Consider the following 19,940-nt stretch of genomic DNA (forward strand, 5'->3'; position numbering starts at 1 on the left):
GCGCAGTGTAGCAGCTTTACAGGCCAATCGCCTCTTTCAGGCTTTTTAAATAGCGTCGGCTCACTGGCACCGTTTGCCCGGCGCGCATTAGCAGCTCCGCCTGACCATTCTCCTCCAGGCGAATCTCCTTCAGGTGCGCCATATTCACCAGATACTGGCGATGGCAGCGCAGCAGCGGCGTGCGGCTCTCAAGGGTGCGCAGGGTCAGCTCGGTAAACCCTTCCTTGCCCTCGCGGTCGGTCACGTAGATGCCGCTCATCCGGCTGCTGACGAAGGCTACATCCTCCATCTGCAGCAGCCAGATACGGCTGTGACCGGTACAGGGTATGTATTTCAGCGTCTGCTGAGCATCATCCAGCAGCGACACATCCTGCAGATTACGCTCCTGGCGCAGGCGGGCGAGGGTTTTCTCCAGCCGCGCAGCTTCAATCGGCTTGAGCAGATAGTCAAAAGCATGCTCCTCAAAGGCTTTCACCGCGTATTCATCAAAGGCGGTGAGAAACACAATATAGGGGCGGTGCTCCGGGTCGAGCATCCCGACCATCTCCAGACCGCTGATGCGCGGCATCTGGATGTCGAGAAACAGCACGTCGGGACGCAGTTTATGTACCGCGCCAATCGCCTCCACCGCGTTGCCGCACTCGCCGACGATCTCGATATCGCGCTGTGTCTCCAGCAATATACGCAGGTTTTCCCGCGCCAGCGGCTCATCATCGACGATCAATACTCTCAGCATGCATTCTCCTCCAGGGGCAGACGTAGGGTGACACGGGTAAAGCGCTCCGGCTCGCAGGTGACGCTGATGCCGCAGTCGGCGCCAAAACGCGCCCGCAGCCGCCTGTCCACCAGATTCATCCCCAGCCCGCTGGCCTGAGGGTTGGCCTGGTACAGCCCGGCGTTATCTTCGATATCCAGCTGCAGCCAGCGATCGTCCTGGCTGGCGCGAATGGTAATTTCGCCGACGCCTAGATGCTGCGATGTGCCATGCTTAATGGCGTTCTCCACGATCGGCTGCAGGGTAAAGGCCGGCAGCTGGTGATGCGCCAGCCCTTCCGGCACCGCCATCTGGATCTGCAGGTTAGCCTGAAAGCGGGCCTTCTCAATCTGCAGATAGGCGTTAACATGCTCTATCTCATCGGCGAGGGTGACGATTTCCGTCGGCCGCTTCAGGTTCTTGCGAAAGAAGGTCGACAGATACTGCACTAGCTGGCCGGCCTGCTCGCTGTCGCGACGGATCACCGCCTTCAGGGTGTTGAGCGCGTTAAACAGGAAGTGCGGGTTAACCTGGGCATGCAGGAGCTTGATTTCGGATTGCGTCAGCAGCGCCTTCTGCCGCTCGTACTGCCCGGCGAGGATCTGCGCCGACAGCAGCTGAGCAATACCCTCTCCGAGGGTGCGGTTGATCGAACTGAACAGACGGTTTTTCGCCTCATACAGTTTGATGGTGCCGATCACCCGCTGGTTCTCACCGCGTAAGGGGATCACCAGCGTCGATCCCAGCTTACAGTGCGGATGAATCGAGCAGCGGTAGGGCACCTCGTTGCCGTCGGCATACACCACCTCCCCGGTCTCAATCGCCCGTTGCGTATACGACGAGGAGATAGGTTTGCCCGGCAGATGGTGGTCGTCGCCGATGCCGGTAAACGCCAGCAGCTTGTCGCGATCGGTGATCGCCACCGCGCCGATATCCAGCTCCTGGATAAGCACCTGGGCCACCTTCATGCTGTTCTCTTCGTTGAACCCCTGACGCAGGATCCCCTCGGTGGACGCCGCCACCTTCAGCGCCGTGGCGGAAAAAGCGGAGGTGTACTTCTCGAACATCGCCCGCTTGTCCAGCAGAATGCGCATAAACAGCGCCGCACCGACGGTATTGGTCACCATCATCGGCGCGGCAATGCTCTGCACCAGATGCAGGGCGTCCTGGAACGGGCGGGCAATCAGCAGAATGATCATCATCTGCACCAGCTCGGCCACGAAGGTGATCGCCCCGGCGGTGAGCGGGCTAAAGACTTTGTCCGGCCGGCCGCGTTTGACCAGCACGCTGTGCACCAGACCGCCCAGTAGCCCCTCGACGATGGTGGAGACCATGCAGCTTAAGGCGGTCATCCCCCCCAGCGAGTAGCGGTGCAGTCCGCCGGTCAGCCCCACCAGCCCGCCGACCACCGGGCCGCCGAGCAGGCCGCCCATCACGGCGCCGATGGCGCGGGTGTTGGCGATAGAGTCTTCGATATGCAGACCAAAATAGGTCCCCATAATGCAGAAAATGGAGAAGGTGACGTAGCACAGCAGCTTGTGCGGCAGGCGAACGGTGACTTGCATCAGGGGGATAAACAGTCGGGTTTTGCTCATCAACCACGCGATGACCAAAAATACGCACATCTGCTGAAGCAGCAGCAACACCAGATCAAACTCGTACATACCCGCAAACCACACATTTCAGAAAGCGCGTACCATACCCTGACTGGCGAAAACTTTCTTTGAAGCCCTGCATAAAAATGAAAAATGACGGGCAGGATCACACTTTTTTGCGGCGCGTTGCTTAGCCAAATAGGCAAAAAGCCCGGCGCGGCGCGCTAAACCGCAATTAATGTTTCATTAACACCTGCGCTTCACCGTATAATCCCCCTGTTAACATCAGGAGCCTATTATGAAGCCAGCGAAAATCGCGGTCGTCACTCTCTTCTTACTTATGGCCATCGGCGGGATCAGCGGCGTAATGCTGGCCGGCTATTCCTTTATTGTGCGTGGCGGTGTCGGCTGATCCAGCGGGTCAGACGCTCAAACGCGCGGTCGACAATGATCGCCGCCAGCGCCACCAGTAGCGCCCCCTGCACAATATAGGCGGTATTAAACCCGCTCAGGCCGATGATGATCGGCGTCCCAAGCGTATTGGCCCCCACCGTCGAGGCTATCGTCGCGGTACCAATATTGACGATGACCGAGGTGCGGATCCCCGCCAGGATCACCGGGGCCGCCAGCGGCAGCTCCACCTTATACAGACGCTGCCAGCCGGTCATTCCCATCCCTTCTGCCACATCTGACACGCCCGACGGTATCGATCCCAGCCCGGCCAGCGTCCCCTGCAGCACCGGCAGTATGCCATACAGCGCGAGGGCGATCAGCGCCGGCAGCCAGCCAAAGCCCAGCACCGGTACCGCCATCGCCAGCACCGCCACCGGCGGAAAGGTCTGCCCGATAGCGGCGATGGTCTCCACCAGCGGACGAAAAGCGCTGCCCGCGGGCCGGGTAACCGCCACCCCTGCCCCCAGCCCGACGGCGGTTGCCGCGAGGCTGGATACCACTACCAGCCAGCCGTGATCGAGAGTGAGCGCCCAGAAGCTCTCCTGCTGGTAAACCGGCCGCGGCAGCTCCGGAAACAGCCGGCTGAACAGCGGCGCGCTGTAGGGTAGCCCCATCAGCAGGCCGATGAACAGCGCGATAAGCCACCACAACGGCTCACGAAGCGCCTTCATGGCTCGCCTCCTGGCGCAGCAGATCGGCAAAATGCAGCGTGCCGCAGGGCTGCCCCTCGGCATCCACCACCGGCAGCGCCTCGCAGCGCCGGGCGACAAACTGCGATAGCGCTTCCCGCAGGGTCATGGTGACGGTCAGCCCCTCGCCCGCCAGCCGCTCGTCGGGGCGCAGATAGTCCCGCACCTCACGCAGCGACAGCAGGCGCACGCCCAGCTCGCTGCGGCCAAAAAAGGTCTGCACAAAGCTATTCTCTGGCCGCAGGAGCATCGCCAGCGGCGCCCCCTGCTGGACCACCTCGCCACCGTCCATCAGCACCAGGTGGTCCGCCAGACGTAGCGCTTCGTCAATATCATGGGTCACCAGGATAATGGTTCGCCCCAGCAGGCGGTGAATGCGCAGCATCTCCTGCTGCAGCGCCTCGCGGGTCACCGGGTCGAGAGCGCCGAAGGGTTCATCCATCAGCAGCACCTCCGGGTCTGCCGCCAGCGCCCGCGCCACCCCGACCCGCTGCTGTTGGCCGCCGGAAAGCTGATGGGGGTAGCGGTCGCGCAGCGTCGCCTCCAGCCCCAACAGCGCCATCAGCTCGTCGACCCGGTCGGCGATCCTCGCCCGCGGCCATTTTTGCAGCTGCGGCACGGTGGCGATATTCTGCGCCACCGTCCAGTGGGGAAACAGGCCGATAGACTGGATGGCATAGCCCATCCGTCGCCGCAGGGTCAGGAGCGGCTGCTGGCGGATGTCTTCGCCGGCAAAGCGAATCATGCCCCGGTCCGGCTCCAGCAGGCGGTTGATCATTTTCAGCGTCGTCGACTTGCCCGAGCCGGAGGTTCCCACCAGCACCGAAAAGGCGCCTTCGCGCAGCTCCAGGGTCAGGTCCTTCACCGCCGGGTGGCCGGCAAACGCTTTGCTGACCCCTTGAAACTCAATCATTGGCCTCTCCTTTTAGCCAGGCGCCCCACAGGGCGAACAGAGCATCCACCACCACCGCCAGGGCAATGGTCGGCATCACGCCCAGCAGCACCAGATCCAGCGCGCTGCTCAGCAGCCCCTGAAATACCAGCGCGCCAAAGCCGCCGGCGCCGATCAGCGCCGCCACCACCGCCATGCCGACGGTTTGCACGCTGACCACCCGCAGGCTGCGCAGCAGCACCGGCATCGCCAGCGGGAGCTGCACCTGGCGAAAGCGCTGCCCGGCGCTCATGCCCATCGCCGTCGCGCTCTCCAGCGCATCCTGCGGCACCTGCTGCAGGCCGGTCACCACCCCACGCACCAGCGGCAGCAGCGCATACAACGTCAGGGCAATCAGGGCCGGCGCCACGCCGGTCCCGGAGACGCCCAGCTCGCCCAGCGCCGGAAAATAGCGCGCCACACCGGCAAGCGGGGCAATCAGCAGGCCGAACAGCGCCACCGACGGGATAGTCTGGATCACATTGAGCACAGTGAAGGCCGGCGCCTGCCAGCGCGGACGCCGCCAGAGCCATACCCCCAGCGGCAGGCCGATCAGCAGGCCCGGCAGCAGGGTGCCAAACAGCAGAAGCAGATGCTGGCGCAGAGCGTCGTCAAACACCTCCTGGCGGTTGGCATACTCTTTCAGCAGCGAGAGCTGATCGAGCGCCCCGGCGGCGAGCAGGATGATGGGCAGAAGCCAGACTTGCGCATTGAGCAGCCAGCGCCACAGCGGCCGGGCGGTAAGATGACGAATGGCCTCGCTGGCCAGCAGCAGGCAGAGCGCCAGCGACAGCCACAGGCCGCTGCCGGGCGAGGTGCGCGCCAGCGGCGAGCCGTGCCGGGAGAGCTCAAGCGCCGCCTGGCCGCTGCCCCAGATAAGCAGCGGGAAGAGCAGTTCGGCCAGCAGCAGATGGAGAAGCGGCGCGACCCTGCCCGGCAGCCAGCAGAGCAGGATCCCGGCGAGGGCTGCCGCCAGCTGAACACCGGCGAGCCAGGGCATCACCTGCCACAGCCCGCGCCCTTCCCCGGAGAGTAAGCGATTCGGCGCGTAAGTGATAAACGGCAGCGCCAGCGTAACCAGCAGCAGGCCTGTCAGCAGCAGGCCGACGCGGTGAGTACAGCGAATGGTCACCGGTGGCTTACTTCAGCAGGCCTTTCTGCTGCAGATAATCTGCCGCCACGCGCTTCGCATCCTGGCCTTCCACCGCGATGCGGGCGTTCAGCTGCTGCAGGGTCTTTTCATCGAGGCTGGCGAAGACCGGCTTCAGCCAGTCGGCGATCTGCGGGTAGGCTTTCAGCACCGTCTCGCGCACCACCGGCGTTGGGGCGTAAATCGGCTGCACGCCCTGCGGGTCGCTCAGCGTCTGTAATCCCAGGGCCGCCACCGGGCCGTCGGTGCCGTAGGCCATCGCCGCGTTGACGCCGGAGGTCTGCTGCGCCGCCGCTTTGATGGTCACCGCCGTATCGCCCCCGGCCAGCGACAGCAGCTGGTTCTGGTTAAGTTTGAAGTCATACGCTTTTTCAAACGCCGGCAGCGCGTCCGGGCGTTCAATAAACTCCGCCGAGGCCGCCAGCTTAAATTCGCCGCCCTGCTGCAGATAGCGGCTGAGGTCGGCCAGCGAAGTCAGGTGATTTTTCTCCGCCAGCTCCTGACGCACGGCGATGGTCCAGGTGTTGTTGGCCGGCGCCGGGGTAAGCCATACCAGCTGATGTTTCTCCTGATCCAGGCGCTTCACCTTCTCATAGCCCTGCTGGGCATTTTTCCATGCCGGGTCGTTTTCATCTTTAAAGAAAAAAGCACCATTGCCGGTATATTCCGGGTAGATATCCAGCTCGCCGGCGACAATCGCCCCGCGCACCACCGGCGTGGTGCCGAGCTGGATTTTGTTAATCGTTTTGACGCCGTGGCTTTCCAGCACCTGCTGGATCATATTACCGAGCAGCGCCCCTTCGGTATCAATTTTCGAGCCGACCTTCACCGGCTCCGCCGCCTGCAGCGGCATACTTATCAGGGCGGCCAGCGCCAGCGCGCCGGACCATTTCGTCGCCATCTTCATCCCGCATCCCTCAGTTCTTTTGCGCTTCGCTTACAGAAGCTTAAGAGAAAAGCGTAGTCCATTTGCCAGCGATACGAAAAAGAAAAGGCCGATTAATCGGCCTTTTAAGTGTGACGTTGGGCTTAAGGGCTATGCCTTACAACAGCTCAAACTCGCTCTGCTTCACGCGGGCGGAGTCCACGCCGATAAAGACATTGAATTTGCCCGGCTCAGCGACGTATTTCATCTGCTGGTTCCAGAACTTCAGCGCGTCGACGTCGATCGGGAAGCTGACGGTTTGCGTTTCGCCCGGCTTGAGGTTGACCTTTTTAAAGCCGCGCAGCATTTTCACCGGCCGGCTCATGGAGGCGGTGACGTCCTGCAGATACAGCTGAATGACCGTCGCCCCTTCGCGTTTGCCGGTATTGGTCACCTGCACGCTGGCGGTCACGCTGCCGTCGCGCGGCAGGGTGGCCGACGACATGGTGACATCGGAGACGCTAAAGGTGGTATAGCTCAGGCCGTAGCCAAACGGGTACAGCGGGCCGTTGGCTTCATCGAAGTAACGCGAGGTGTACTTGTTCGGCTTCTCCGGATTATACGGACGACCGGTATTCAGGTGGCTGTAGTAGGTTGGGATCTGCCCCACCGAGCGCGGGAAGGACATCGGCAGCTTGCCCGACGGGTTATAGTCGCCAAACAGCACGTCGGCGATGGCATGCCCGCCTTCGGTGCCGGCAAACCAGGTCTCCAGCAGCGCATCGGCTTGCTGATCCTCTTTCACCAGCGCCAGCGGACGGCCGTTCATCAGCACCAGCACCAGCGGTTTGCCGGTGGCCTTGAGGGCGGCAATCAGGTTGCGCTGGCTCTGCGGCAGGGTGATGTCGGTCCGGCTGGAGGCCTCATGGGCCATGCCCTGCGCCTCGCCCACTACGGCAACCACCACGTCGGATTGCTTCGCCGCCGCGACGGCTTCGTCAATCATTTCCTGCGGCGAGCGCGGGTCAACCTGCACCGCGTTCTCATACAGGTTGAGGAAATCGACAATGCCTTTGTCGTCGGTAACGTTCGCCCCTTTGGCGTAAATCACTTTGCCGTTATCGCCCAGCGCTTCTTTGATGCCGGTCAGGACGGTCACCGACTGGTCGGCCACGCCCGCCGCCGACCAGCTGCCCATCATGTCGCGTTTGCTGTCCGCCAGCGCGCCCACCACCGCGATAGTGCCGGATTTTTTCAGCGGCAGCGTATCAAGCCGGTTTTTCAGCAGCACCAGGCTCTCGCGGGCGACTTCCCGCGCCTCTTTACGATGCAGACGGCTTTCTGCGTTGGTGTCCTGCGGGTCAGAATCTTTTGGCCCCAGGTGGCTGTACGGATCGTTGAACAGCCCCATATCATATTTGACGTTAAGCACGTGACGGGTGGCGTCATCCAGCTCGGCCATGGTCACCTTGCCGGACTTCACCAGCCCCGGCAGGTACTTGCTGTAATACTCGTCGCTCATGCTCATGTTGATGCCGGACTTGAGCGCCACGCGCACCGCGTCTTCCGGGTCGGAGGCCACGCCGTGCTTGATCAGCTCTTTAATGGCGCCGTGGTCGGAGACCGTGATGCCTTTAAAGCCCCACTGGTCGCGCAGGACATCTTTCAGCAGCCAGGAATCGGCGGTCGCCGGGGTGCCGTTCAGCGAATTCAGAGCCACCATCACCGCGCCGCTGCCGGCATCCAGCCCGGCTTTATACGGCGGCATATAGTCGTTGAACAGGCGCTGCGGGCTCATGTCGACCGTGTTGTATTCTTTCCCGCCCTCCACCGCGCCGTAGGCGGCGAAGTGCTTGACGCTGGTCATCACCGAATAGCGGTCCGCCGGGCTCTTGCCCTGCATCGACTCCACCATCGCCTGGCCCATCATCGTGGTCAGATAGGTGTCTTCCCCGAACCCTTCGGAAGCGCGTCCCCAGCGCGGGTCGCGGGAGACGTCGACCATCGGCGCCCAGGTCATGTTCAGCCCGTCATCGGCGGCTTCATAAGCTGACACCCGGCCCACGGTCTTCACCGCGTCGAGGTTAAACGACGAGGCCAGGCCGAGGCTTATCGGGAAGACGGTGCGCTGGCCGTGCAGCACATCGTAGGCAAAGAACAGCGGGATCTTCAGGCGGCTGAGCTGCATCACCTGATCCTGCATCACGCGGATATCCGGCCGGGTGACGGTGTTAAAAATCGCCCCCACCTGACCGTTTTTGATCATTTCACGGATCGCCTCTTTGGGGTTATCCGGGCCGACGCTTATCAGACGCAGCTGGCCGATTTTCTCGTCTACGGTCATTTTTTTCAGCAGGTCGGTGACAAAAGCATCCCGCGCCTGCGGGGTCAGGGGGTGGTTACCAAACAGTTCATCCGCCAGCGCGGGTTGCAGCGCCAGACTCACGGCGACGCCTACAGTGCAGAGCCATTTCATTGTTATCTCGCTTTTTCTCAGACGGGGACTCGGTAAAACATAATAAAAACCGCAGTTTGCCATATATATAAACAACGCGCCCGCAGAATGCTAAGGTTCTTCTCTGATTTTTGCGAAACATTCATGCATCAAATTGTCATACAAAGCGCTATGCTTATCCTCGATATTTCGCGCACCACCACAAGGAGTGGAACATGTCATCTGCACCCACTAACACCAATAAAACGTTTCTGGCTGACCTCGCGCGCCTGGTTGGCCCTTCGCATCTGCTGACCGACCCGGCAAAAACCCAGCGCTACCGCAAAGGCTTCCGCTCCGGTCAGGGCGAGGCGCTGGCGGTTGTCTTTCCCGGCACCCTTTTGGAACTCTGGCGCGTGCTCAACGCCTGCGTCGACGCCGATAAAATCATTCTGATGCAGGCGGCCAACACCGGCCTGACCGAAGGCTCCACCCCCAACGGCAATGATTACGATCGCGAGATCGTGATTATCAGCACCCTGCGCCTGGATAAACTGCATCTGCTGGACAAAGGCGAGCAGGTGCTGGCCTGGCCCGGCACCACGCTCTACTCACTGGAAAAAGCGCTGAAACCGCTGGGGCGCGAGCCGCACTCAGTGATCGGCTCATCGTGCATCGGCGCGTCGGTGATCGGCGGGATCTGCAACAACTCCGGCGGTTCCCTGGTGCAGCGCGGGCCGGCCTACACCGAGATGTCGCTGTTCGCACAGATTGACGCCGACGGCAAGCTGAAGCTGGTCAACCATCTGGGCATCGATCTCGGCAGTACGCCGGAGCAGATCCTCAGCCGACTCGACGACGAGCGGATCAGCGATAGCGATGTGCTGCACGATGGCCGCCACGCCCACGATCACGATTATGTTACCCGCGTGCGCGATGTCGATGCCGACACCCCGGCGCGCTACAACGCCGACCCGGACCGCCTGTTCGAATCCTCCGGCTGCGCCGGCAAGCTGGCGGTTTTCGCCGTGCGTCTCGATACCTTCCCGGCGGAAAAGCGCCAGCAGGTGTTTTACATTGGCACCAACCAGCCGCAGGTATTGACCGAGATCCGCCGCCATATCCTCGCCGAGTTCCAGCATCTGCCGGTGGCCGGGGAATATATGCACCGCGATATTTACGATATCGCCGAGAAGTATGGCAAAGACACCTTCCTGATGATCGACAAGCTCGGCACCGACAAAATGCCGTTCTTCTTCACCATGAAGGGGCGCACCGACGCGATGCTGGAGAAAGTGTCGCTGTTTAAACCGCACTTTACCGACCGCTTTATGCAGAAGCTCGGCCACGTCTTCCCGGCGCATTTACCGGAGCGGATGAAAACCTGGCGCGACAAATATGAACACCATCTGCTGCTGAAGATGGCCGGCGACGGCATCGAAGAAGCACAGCGCTGGCTGACGGAATACTTCCAGCAGGCCGAGGGAGATTTCTTCGCCTGTACGCCAGAAGAAGGCAGCAAGGCATTCCTCCACCGCTTTGCCGCCGCCGGCGCGGCGATCCGCTATCAGGCGGTGCATGCCGACGAAGTCGAAGATATTCTGGCGCTGGATATCGCCCTGCGCCGCAACGATACCGAGTGGTTCGAACATCTGCCGCCGGAGATCGACAGCCAGCTGGTGCACAAGCTCTACTATGGCCACTTTATGTGTCATGTGTTCCATCAGGATTACATCGTCAAGAAAGGGGTCGATGCCCATGCGCTGAAGGAGCAGATGCTGGAGTTGCTGAAAGCGCGCGGCGCCCAGTACCCGGCGGAGCATAACGTGGGTCATCTGTATGAAGCGCCGGAGAGCCTGCAGCAGTTCTATCGCCAGAACGATCCGACCAACAGCATGAACCCGGGGATTGGTAAAACCAGTAAGCAGAAATATTGGGGTGAAGCGGCCCCGGCGCCGGTCTCCCCGGCGGATCCGCAATAATCGGCGGCAGGACTATTCAGCCTGGCGCTTCTGTATTACGCTGCACGCCGGAGAATGTCTCTCCGGCAGATTCAGGAGCGCCGCCATGCCCGCAGAGGCCCCGTTACTCGACAGTGATTTAGAAATTCGTGAAGCGCTGCCCGACGATGCGCACGCCATCGCCGCGCTGTATGTCTGGCACGTGCTTAATGGCCGCGCCTCCTTCGAAGAGATCCCCCCCACCGTTGACGAAATGCGTAAACGGATCCAGACCGTGCGCGATAACGGGCTGCCCTGGCTGGTCGCGCTGTGGCGCGGGGCTATCGTCGGCTACTGCTACGCCACTTTCTATCGCCCGCGCCCGGCCTATCGCTATACCCTCGAGGAATCGATCTACGTGGAATCCGGAATGGGCGGGCGCGGCATCGGCAGCGCGCTGCTGTCGCGGCTGATCGCCGAATGCGAGAAAGGCCCGTGGCGGCAGATGCTGGCGATCATCGGCGATGGCCATAACAATGCCGGCTCGCTGGCGATCCATAAAAAGTTCGGTTTTACCGTGGCGGGTCAGCTGCGCAGCGTCGGCTATAAGATGGGCGACTGGCGGGATACGTTGATTATGCAGCGCGCGCTGGGTGACGGCGACTGGACGCTCCCGGAGTAATATTCGGCGTCAAATCCCCGGCTCGCGGCGTAAACGCCTCAGCCGGGCTACCGTTCAGCGCGGTTCCCCAGGCCGGCTAAGGCGTCAGCCGCCATCCGCCACTCGGCCTGATTGCCCGGCGGCGCTGCGCTTGCCGGGCCTACGAAGGGGGCGAACCCGGCGCCAAATCACGTAGCCCGGATAAGGCGCAATGCGCCGTCATCCGGGGGATGTGCAGGTTAATCGTTCTGCGCGGTCTGGGCGCCGCCTTTCAGCATCGCCTCCGCCATCTGCGCTTCGCGCTGCTTCTTATAGCTCAGCGCCGAAGCCGGCACCGGCATCACCTTCCCCGTCTCGATCCACGTGCGCAAACGGCTGGCGTCGGCAAAGTGGGTATATTTGCCGAAGGCATCCATCACCACCAGCGCCACCGGGCGTTGGTTGATCACCGTGCGCATAATCAGGCAGTGGCCGGCGGCGTTGGTGAAGCCGGTTTTGGTCAGCTGGATGTTCCAGTTGTCGCGATACACCAGATGGTTAGTGTTGCGGAACGGCAGGCTGTAGGCCGGATGGGCAAAGGTGGCGGTCTCTTCTTTGGTGGTGCTCAGCTGGCCGATCAGCGGGTACTGCTCGCTGGCGATCAGCAGTTTGGTCAGATCGCGGGCGGTGGAGACGTTATGCACTGACAGTCCGGTGGGCTCCACGTAGCGGGTATGGGTCATCCCCAGCGCCTGCGCTTTGGCGTTCATCGCGCGAATAAAGGCGTCGTAGCCGCCCGGATAGTGATGCGCCAGGCTGGCGGCCGCACGGTTCTCGGAAGACATCAGCGCCAGCAGCAGCATATCGCGGCGGCTGATTTGGCTGTTGAGACGCACGCGCGAGTAAATCCCCTTCATTTCCGGGGTATGGCTGATATCCACCGTCAGCATCTCATCCAGCGGCAGATGGGCATCGAGCACCACCATGGCGGTCATCACCTTGGTGATCGACGCCATCGGGCGCACCAGATCCGGCTGGCTGGCGTAGATGATTTTTTTGGTGGCCAGATCGACGATCATGGCGCTGCCGGAAGCGATGTCCGGCTGCGAGGCGGTCACCGCCATCGGGGTTTTTGCTAACGCCTGGGGCGCAAAAGGCACAGCCAGCAGCAAGGTCAGGCTGAGCAAAGAGACTCGAAATTTCGGCATCATGGGCATTCTGAAAAGTATTTTTGCACGTTATGCAACGTACGCCGCGAGGTTAAGTGGGCAACTTCGCTGGCAAATGCCATCATACCGCGCTGTAAGGCCCTGTGCCTAATAAGAATCGTGAAGAAATGCTGCATTGCCGACATAAAATACATATTTGCCGGCAATGCATATTGACCCGTTACGTCCGATCAGAAGAGTCGGTAGCCATACCCCCACAGCACCACGGTGATCGCCAGCAGGACTTCAAGCACCAGCACCCCGATGGCCAGGGTTGAGCTGGCGAAACTGAGCCCCTCTTCCCGGTTAATGCTCAGGAAGGTCGGGATCCCGAGATAGAGCAGATAGCCAGTATAGAACAGGGCAATGGTACCGATCAGCGCGCATAGCCAGACCAGCGGATAGAGCGCCACAATCCCGCTCAGGAACAGCGGTGTGGCCACATAGCCGGCAAATACCATGCAGCGTTTCAGGGAAGGCTGCTGTGGATACTGCCTGGCCATCCACCAGATGACCCGCCCCATGATCGCCACCCCGGCGAGCATCACGGCATAAAACAGCACCGCCAGCGCCAGCCCGGTCAACATCGACAGTTTAATAATAGTGCCGTCGCCGAAGTTCCAGCCCAACTGCGTGGTGCCGATAAAGGCGCAAACCACCGGAACCGCCGCCATCAGCAGCACATGGTGCGTATAGTGATGAGAAATGGTTTCATTCTCGCTCTTAATCACGCTCATCTCCCGGTTGGGATGAGCGAAGAGCCCCCAGACATGGTTCATAGCGTCCCCCTTGTCACGGCTTCGTACTGCACTGATCCAAGTATAATTCACCCTGTAGATTATTTTGTGTACAGCGCAAAAAATCTGCCTCGCCGCGTTTTGGTCAGCAGGGTGTATGATTAAGAGGTGAAGAGGTAAGGAGAAAAGCTGTTTATGGATATCAATCACCTGATTTCCCAGTATGGCTACGCGGCGCTGATCGTCGGCAGCATGGCGGAAGGTGAGACCATTACCCTGCTGGGCGGCGTCGCAGCGCATCAGGGGCTACTGAAGTTTCCCCTGGTGGTGATCGCCGTCGCCCTCGGCGGGATGATTGGCGATCAGCTGCTCTATCTGCTTGGTCGCCGCTTCGGCGGGCGCATTCTGCGCCGTTTCGCCAGCCAGAAAGCGCGGATCCGGAAAGCGCAGCGCATGATCCAGCACCGGCCGTGGCTGTTTGTCATCGGCACCCGCTTTATGTACGGCTTCCGGGTGATCGGCCCCCTGCTGATCGGCGCCAGCCGCCTGCCGCCGCGCATTTTCCTGCCGCTGAATATTGTCGGAGCGCTGGTGTGGGCCCTGCTGTTTACCACCATAGGCTATCTTGGCGGCGAGGTGGTCGGCCCGTGGCTGCACCATCTGGACGCCCATCTGAAGCATTGGATCTGGCTGATCCTCGCGGTGCTGGTGGTCGTGGCCGCCCACTGGTGGCTCAGGCGGCGCGAGAGTAAGAAGAAAGACTGAGCGGCGCGCCCGCGGGCGCACCGTGGTTGGCGGTTACTTCACCGTCTGATGGTAGCCGCCGCCAAGGGCCGAGGTCAGCTGAATGCTGGCGTCAATCCACTGGCCGTGCAGGCGCAAGGCGGTGATACGCTCCTGCAGCGCCGGGAGTTTCGCCAGGCTCACCCTGGAGCCGGGCAGGATCCCCGCCGCCATTCGGGCCTGCGCCAGATCCACCACCCGCTGGGCGTCTTTTTCAACCTGCTGCTGCTGTTGGCTTTTGGCCATCAGCGTCTCGACCTGGCTGGCGGTTTTCGCCACCTGGTTGACGGCGTCCACCACCGCTTTGTTGTATTGGGCGATGGACAGGCTGTTCTGCGCGCTGGCGATATCCAGATTAGCATTGAGACGACCGCTGTCGAAGATCGGCAGCGTCAGTCCGGCGGTGACGCCCATCTGCTGCGCCGAATGGCGGAAAAGATCGCTTAAGTGCAGGGCATCCTGCTGCAGGAACGCCATCAGGTTGATGTCCGGATAAAACGCCGCCTTCGCCGCGTCCACTTCGCTCAGCGACGCCTCGATATACCAGTGAGCGACCTGCAGATCCGGGCGGCGCGCCAGCAGCTCATAGCCGAGGGTATCCGGCAGCTGCGCGCTGACCGTCGGCAGGCTGGCGGGTTTGAGGTTCAGCGACTGGCTCTGGCTGTTGGTCAGGGCCATCAGCCGCGCTTCAATCTCTTTCATCGTGCCCGCCACGTCCGCCAGCTGCTGGTCGGTTTTGCTGACGTTAATATCGTTCTCCGCCCCTTCGGCGGAGTTGGTGATCCCGCGCTGATACAGGGCCTTGTCGACCGTCACGATATTATTTTGCTCGTTTTTCACCTGCTGCAGCACCGCTTTGATCGCCGCTTCCGTCTGCCACTGCCAGTACAGGCGCGCCACGCTGCCGGAGAGCAGCTCGCGGGTCTGTGCCTGCTCGGCCACCTGGGCTTTCAGCTCGCCGATGCGCGCTTTCACCAGCGCGCGGTTTTTGCCCCACAGATCGAGATCCCAGCCGGCAGTCAGGCCGAAGGTGCCATTGGTGTACCACGGGCCGGTATTGCCGTCGGTATCGGTGGCGAACGGCCCCATCAGGCCTTCAGCGGACATTTTCTGCCGTTCGATATCGGCGGAGAAATCCATCTCCGGGCCAAGATTCGCCTGCGACATTCGCGCCTGCGCTTCAGCAAGCCTGATGCGCTGTTCGGCAATCTGCATGTCCGGCGCGTTGGCGAGTGCGCGCTGAATCAGATTATCCAGTTGGGCATCGTGGTAGTCTTTCCACCAGTCGGTGTGTGGCCAGCCATTTTTGACGGCGGCGGGAAGATCCATGGAAACGTGGGAAGCCGGAATTTGCTGCTGCGGCGGATTAGCGACCTCATGAGAAGGCGCGCAGCCAGCCAGCGCGATGGCCAGGGGCAACGCCGCCAGCACGCTATTTTTTAATATCAATTTCATTTAACAGGTCAGATAACGTAATCAGGTTGGTTATCATAAATTAATTGAATTAAACGCGTTTAGTAAAGCGTGTGACCAAATTATTAGTTAGCTAAAAATAAACAACCTTATCAATTCAAGGGATGAATATGAGTCAGAATATTTATGACGACCCGCAGTTCTTTGCCGGCTATGCGACCCTCGATCGCTCGGTGAAGGGACTGGAGGGTGCACCAGAGTGGCCATCGCTGCAGGCAATGCTGCCGCCAGTAACCGGTTTGCGGGTGGTGGATCTCGGTTGTGGCTACGGCTGGTTTTGCCGCTGGGCGCAGCAGCAGGGAGCCAGCCAGATAATTGGTTTTGATATCTCCCGACGTATGCTGGCGCAGGCGCGAGAGATGACCCGCGGGGATGAGATTGACTACCGCTGCGCCGATCTGCAAACCCTGACGTTGCCCGCCAACAGCTGCGATCTGGTCTACAGCTCACTGGCGCTCCATTACTTACCAGACATCGCCCCGCTCTTCACCGTCCTGCAGCAGGCGCTGGTCCCTGGCGGCATCCTGGTCTTTTCCGCGGAACATCCCATCTATACCGCGCCGCTGCAGCAGGGATGGCAGGTAAATGAGCAGGGGCAAAAAAGCTGGCCGGTCAGCCACTATCAGCAGGAGGGCGAGCGCGTAAGCAACTGGTTTGCCGAGGGCGTCATTAAACAGCACCGCAAACTCTCAAGCTGGGTAAACGCGCTTATCGCCGCTGGTTTTGTGCTGGAGCAGCTGGATGAATGGGGTCCGAGCGCCGAACAGATTGCTCAACAGCCCGCCCTGGATGAAGAGAAAGAGCGTCCGATGATCTTTTTACTGCGCGCGCGTAAACCGGGCTGATCCCTCGCCCGGCGATGGCCGGGCGGGGAAGCATTACGCTTTCAGGCTGGCGCCGCGGCTGGCAATCACCTCTTTATACCAGTCAAAGCTCTTCTTCTTACTGCGTGCCAGGGTGCCGGTGCCGTCATCATGGCGGTCAACATAGATAAAGCCGTAGCGCTTCGACAGCTCCGCCTTCGAGGCGCTCACCAGGTCAATCGGCCCCCAGCTGGTAAAGCCCATCAGCTCAACGCCATCGTCAATGGCTTCCCGCGCCTGCACCAGGTGGTCGTTCAGGTAGCTGATGCGGTAGTCATCATTAATGCTGCCGTCGGCTTCCACCTTATCTTTGGCGCCCAGACCGTTTTCCACGATAAACAGCGGCTTCTGATAGCGATCCCACAGCACGTTCAGCAGCGTACGCAGGCCGAGGGGGTCTATCTGCCAGCCCCACTCCGAGCTCGCCAGGTGCGGGTTCGGCACCATGCTGAGAATATTGCCGCGCGCCTGCTGGTTCAGCGCCTCATCGGCGGTGACGCACCCGGTCATGTAGTAGCTGAAGGAGATAAAATCGACGGTGGTTTTCAGCGTTTCGCGATCGGCCTCGGTGATGTCGAGCGTGATGCCGTTGTCGCGGAAAAAGCGCTGCATATAGCCCGGGTACGCCCCGCGCGCCTGCACGTCGCCGAAGAACTGCCAGCTGCGGTTCTCCTGCAGCGTCGCAAACACATCTTCCGGTTTGCAGCTCAGGGGATACATCAGCCCGCCGAGCAGCATATTGCCGATTTTGCCCTCGGGCACCAGCTCATGACAGGCTTTGACCGCCAGAGCGCTGGCCACCAGCTGGTGATGAATGGCCTGATACACCTCGCCTTTACTGCTGCCGGCCGGCAAGCCGACGCCGGTCATCGGGGCATGCAGCGACATATTAATTTCGTTAAAGGTCAGCCACAGTTTGACTTTGTTTTTATAACGGCTGAACACCGTCCGGGCGTAGCGCTCAAAGAAGCCAATCACCTGCCGGCTGCCCCAGCCGCCGTAATTTTTCACCAGCGCCCATGGCATTTCATAATGCGACAGCGTCACCAGCGGAGTGATGTTGTGCTTCGCCATCTCGTCGAACAATTTGTCGTAGAAGGCGAGTCCGGCTTCGTTCGGCTCGGCGTCGTCGCCGTTGGGGTAGATGCGCGTCCAGGCGATGGAGACCCGCAGGCAGTTAAAGCCCATCTCAGCGAACAGGGCGATATCTTCCGGGTAGCGATGGTAAAAATCGATCGCCACATCCTTTATGCCGCTGTCGCCGGGTACGCGCTCGACCACTTCGCCGAAGACGCCGTGCGGCTGCACATCGGAGGTGGATAACCCTTTGCCATCTTCCAGGTACGCCCCTTCCACCTGATTCGCCGCGGTCGCGCCGCCCCATAAAAAATCTGTCGGGAATGTTTTCATCTCTCTCTCCTGTGATTAATGGCTGACTGACAACAACGGCTGACCGGCTTCGACGGCGCTGGGCGCCACCGTGTCGATCTCACGATAGTCATCGCTGTTGCTGATAATAATCGGGGTCGCCAGGTCGTAACCGGCGTCCAGAATCGCCTGACGATCGAACTCAATCAGCAGATCGCCGGCCTGTACCCTGTCGCCCTCTTTCACATGCGCGGTAAACGGCACGCCGTCGAGTTTGACCGTGTCGATGCCAACGTGGATCAGCAGCTCGATGCCGCTGTCGCTCTGCAGGCCGATGGCGTGTTTAGTCTGAAACAGGGAAGCCACTTCGCCCGGGAATGGGGCAATGACTTTGCCCACAGCCGGGATAATGGCGACTCCTCTCCCCAGCAGGCCGCTGGCGAAGGTGCTGTCCGGCACCTGATCGAGGGCGATGACGCTGCCGCTCATCGGCGCAAGGATGTCATTTGCCGAGACCGGCGCTACCGCCACGGCGCCCGGCGCGGCGCTGGCGCGCGGCAGGCCGGCGAAGAAGGTCAGCACGCAGGCGAGCACGAAAGCCACGCCGGTGCCGATAAGCCCGCCCCAGACGCTGGCGTCAATCCCGCCGGGCGGGATCATTTGCGCCGGGAAAAAGATGTTTGGCAGGCCAAACGAGTAGGCATAACTGTTGCTAAAGGCAGTGATCGCCCCGCCAATCGCCCCGGCGACACAGCCGAAGATAAACGGACGGCGCAGCGGCAGAGTCAGGCCATAGATAGCCGGCTCGGTGATGCCGAACAGCCCGGCGGAGAAGGCGGAACCGGCCAGCACCCGCTGGCGCGCATCGCGGGTGGCGAGGAAAATACCGAGCACGGCGCCCACCTGGGCAATCACCGCCGGGAGGATAATAGGCAGCATGGAGTCGTGACCAAGCACCGTCATGTTATTGATCATCAATGGCACCAGCCCCCAGTGCAGGCCGAAAATAACGCACACCTGCCACATGGCGCCCAGTACCGCGCCCGCCAGCCATGGCGCAAACGCATAAATGAACTGGTAGCCGTTGGCCAGCAGATGGCTCAGCCAGGTGGCGACCGGGCCAATCACCAGGAAGGTGAGCGGGACCACCACCGCCAGGCAGATGGCCGGGCTGAAGAAGTTTTTCATCGATGACGGCAACAGCGCGTTGCTCTTGCGCTCCAGCCAGCAGGAGACCCATGAGGCGAGAATAATCGGGATCACTGACGAGCTGTAGTTGATAAAGGTCACCGGAATGCCGAGAAAGTGCTCCACCGCCGCGCCCGGCGCCTGGCTGGCCTCAAAGGCCTGAATCATCAGCGGGTGGGTTAACGCCCCGCCAATCACCATCGAGATAAACGGGTTGCCGCCAAACTTCTTCCCGGCGGTATAGCCAAGAAACATCGGGAAGAAAAAGAACAGCGCGTCGCTGGCAGCAAACCAGATTTTATAAGTCCCCTGCTCCGGCGTAAGCCAGCCGCAGGTCACCGCCAGCGCCAGCAGGCCTTTCAGCAGACCGGTTGCCGCCATCACGCCGATAAACGGTGTAAAAATGCCGGAGATGATGTCGATAAGCTGGCTTAACACCGATCCTTTGGCCGCTTTTTCCTCGGCAACCGGTTCGCTGTCATCGCTTAACCCCGCCTCCTGGCGCACCGCCTGCCAGACGTCGTGGACGTGGTTGCCAATCACCACCTGAAACTGGCCGCCGCTCTCCACCACCATAATGACGCCCGGATTCGCCTTCAGCCCTTCGGCATCGGCTTTGCCGTTATCTTTCAGTTTAAAACGCAGACGTGTCGCACAGTGAACCAGACTCACAATGTTCTCTTTGCCGCCGACGCGGTTGAGAATATCCTGCGCGAGTGCTTTATATTCCATGCTCTTTTCCTTACTGCCGCTGCCCGCAGACAACCGGCGACTGAGTAGTAAAAATAAAAAAAACCCGAGAACCACGCCGGTAGGCGTCGCGCTCAGGTTTTGCCTGCATCATGCAGTAACAATCCAGTTTGTCGGGA

General features: G+C 60.9%; 16 protein-coding genes and 1 pseudogene. 5 read left to right on the plus strand and 12 right to left on the minus strand.

The window, feature by feature from the left end:
* Window positions 1-16 precede the first annotated feature (16 nt).
* Both btsR and ACLEXF_RS08330 read right to left on the minus strand, forming a co-directional pair.
* A complete protein-coding gene (btsR, locus tag ACLEXF_RS08325; protein WP_004144215.1) occupies window positions 17-736 on the minus strand; it encodes a two-component system response regulator BtsR in 720 nt (239 codons plus the stop codon).
* Window positions 730-2,418: a sensor histidine kinase gene (locus ACLEXF_RS08330; protein ID WP_004201596.1), complete on the minus strand. Its 1,689-nt coding sequence runs from the start codon at window positions 2,416-2,418 to the stop codon at window positions 730-732. The genes btsR and ACLEXF_RS08330 overlap by 7 nt, the downstream gene beginning before the upstream one ends.
* A gap of 229 nt (window positions 2,419-2,647) precedes the next feature.
* Between ACLEXF_RS08330 and ACLEXF_RS08335 the strand changes: the two genes are divergently transcribed.
* Window positions 2,648-2,761 (plus strand): protein YohO, encoded by a 114-nt coding sequence (locus tag ACLEXF_RS08335; protein ID WP_002912762.1) that lies wholly within the window; start codon window positions 2,648-2,650, stop codon window positions 2,759-2,761.
* On the opposite strand, the gene ACLEXF_RS08340 is transcribed toward ACLEXF_RS08335, so the two are convergent.
* From ACLEXF_RS08340 to bglX, 5 genes are all read right to left on the minus strand, one after another.
* Window positions 2,736-3,473, minus strand: a complete 738-nt coding sequence (locus ACLEXF_RS08340; protein WP_004201597.1) for an ABC transporter permease — start codon at window positions 3,471-3,473, stop codon at window positions 2,736-2,738. The genes ACLEXF_RS08335 and ACLEXF_RS08340 overlap by 26 nt on opposite strands.
* Window positions 3,457-4,404 carry an ABC transporter ATP-binding protein gene (locus tag ACLEXF_RS08345; protein ID WP_043520342.1) on the minus strand — a complete coding sequence of 316 codons (948 nt, stop codon included), beginning with the start codon at window positions 4,402-4,404 and terminating at the stop codon, window positions 3,457-3,459. Before ACLEXF_RS08345 ends, ACLEXF_RS08340 begins: the two co-directional genes overlap by 17 nt.
* Entirely contained in the window at window positions 4,397-5,554 is a 1,158-nt protein-coding gene (locus tag ACLEXF_RS08350) for an ABC transporter permease (protein ID WP_080841637.1), read from the minus strand. Before ACLEXF_RS08350 ends, ACLEXF_RS08345 begins: the two co-directional genes overlap by 8 nt.
* Window positions 5,555-5,561: 7 nt before the next feature.
* The gene (gene osmF, locus ACLEXF_RS08355) at window positions 5,562-6,479 is read right to left on the minus strand and encodes a glycine betaine ABC transporter substrate-binding protein OsmF (RefSeq protein ID WP_049092377.1); all 918 of its coding nucleotides are present in this window, start codon (window positions 6,477-6,479) and stop codon (window positions 5,562-5,564) included.
* Between the two features lie 136 nt (window positions 6,480-6,615).
* On the minus strand, window positions 6,616-8,913 hold the full coding sequence (bglX, locus tag ACLEXF_RS08360; protein WP_004201601.1) for a beta-glucosidase BglX: 2,298 nt from the start codon (window positions 8,911-8,913) through the stop codon (window positions 6,616-6,618).
* Window positions 8,914-9,107: 194 nt separating this feature from the next.
* Between bglX and dld the strand changes: the two genes are divergently transcribed.
* Together dld and ACLEXF_RS08370 are read left to right on the plus strand one after the other, a co-directional pair.
* Window positions 9,108-10,853, plus strand: a complete 1,746-nt coding sequence (dld, locus tag ACLEXF_RS08365) for a D-lactate dehydrogenase (RefSeq protein WP_004201602.1) — start codon at window positions 9,108-9,110, stop codon at window positions 10,851-10,853.
* A gap of 85 nt (window positions 10,854-10,938) precedes the next feature.
* Window positions 10,939-11,493, plus strand: a complete 555-nt coding sequence (locus ACLEXF_RS08370) for a GNAT family N-acetyltransferase (protein ID WP_002912829.1) — start codon at window positions 10,939-10,941, stop codon at window positions 11,491-11,493.
* A gap of 218 nt (window positions 11,494-11,711) precedes the next feature.
* On the opposite strand, the gene pbpG is transcribed toward ACLEXF_RS08370, so the two are convergent.
* Together pbpG and ACLEXF_RS08380 are read right to left on the minus strand one after the other, a co-directional pair.
* Entirely contained in the window at window positions 11,712-12,662 is a 951-nt protein-coding gene (gene pbpG, locus ACLEXF_RS08375; protein WP_074194143.1) for a D-alanyl-D-alanine endopeptidase, read from the minus strand.
* A gap of 188 nt (window positions 12,663-12,850) precedes the next feature.
* Window positions 12,851-13,438, minus strand: a complete 588-nt coding sequence (locus tag ACLEXF_RS08380) for a Yip1 family protein (RefSeq protein WP_004201605.1) — start codon at window positions 13,436-13,438, stop codon at window positions 12,851-12,853.
* Window positions 13,439-13,591: 153 nt separating this feature from the next.
* On the opposite strand from ACLEXF_RS08380, the gene ACLEXF_RS08385 reads away from it, so the two are divergent.
* Window positions 13,592-14,161: a DedA family protein gene (locus tag ACLEXF_RS08385; protein ID WP_023318737.1), complete on the plus strand. Its 570-nt coding sequence runs from the start codon at window positions 13,592-13,594 to the stop codon at window positions 14,159-14,161.
* Window positions 14,162-14,194: 33 nt separating this feature from the next.
* Here ACLEXF_RS08385 and mdtQ read toward each other — a convergent pair whose 3' ends face one another.
* On the minus strand, window positions 14,195-15,634 hold the full coding sequence (mdtQ, locus tag ACLEXF_RS08390) for a multidrug resistance outer membrane protein MdtQ (protein WP_023318738.1): 1,440 nt from the start codon (window positions 15,632-15,634) through the stop codon (window positions 14,195-14,197).
* 128 nt (window positions 15,635-15,762) lie between these two features.
* On the opposite strand from mdtQ, the gene ACLEXF_RS08395 reads away from it, so the two are divergent.
* Window positions 15,763-16,497 carry a class I SAM-dependent methyltransferase gene (locus tag ACLEXF_RS08395; RefSeq protein WP_017899332.1) on the plus strand — a complete coding sequence of 245 codons (735 nt, stop codon included), beginning with the start codon at window positions 15,763-15,765 and terminating at the stop codon, window positions 16,495-16,497.
* A gap of 33 nt (window positions 16,498-16,530) precedes the next feature.
* Here the strand turns inward: ACLEXF_RS08395 and ACLEXF_RS08400 are convergent, their stop codons facing one another.
* Window positions 16,531-17,925, minus strand: coding sequence for a glycoside hydrolase family 1 protein (locus ACLEXF_RS08400; protein ID WP_004201610.1), 1,395 nt, complete (start codon window positions 17,923-17,925; stop codon window positions 16,531-16,533).
* A 15-nt stretch (window positions 17,926-17,940) separates the two neighbouring features.
* Window positions 17,941-19,915: pseudogene (gene bglF, locus ACLEXF_RS08405) on the minus strand (PTS beta-glucoside transporter subunit IIABC).
* Between the last annotated feature and the right edge of the window lie 25 nt (window positions 19,916-19,940).

The organism is Klebsiella pneumoniae complex sp. WS1778 (assembly GCF_049472055.1).
Taxonomy (GTDB): domain Bacteria; phylum Pseudomonadota; class Gammaproteobacteria; order Enterobacterales; family Enterobacteriaceae; genus Klebsiella; species Klebsiella quasipneumoniae.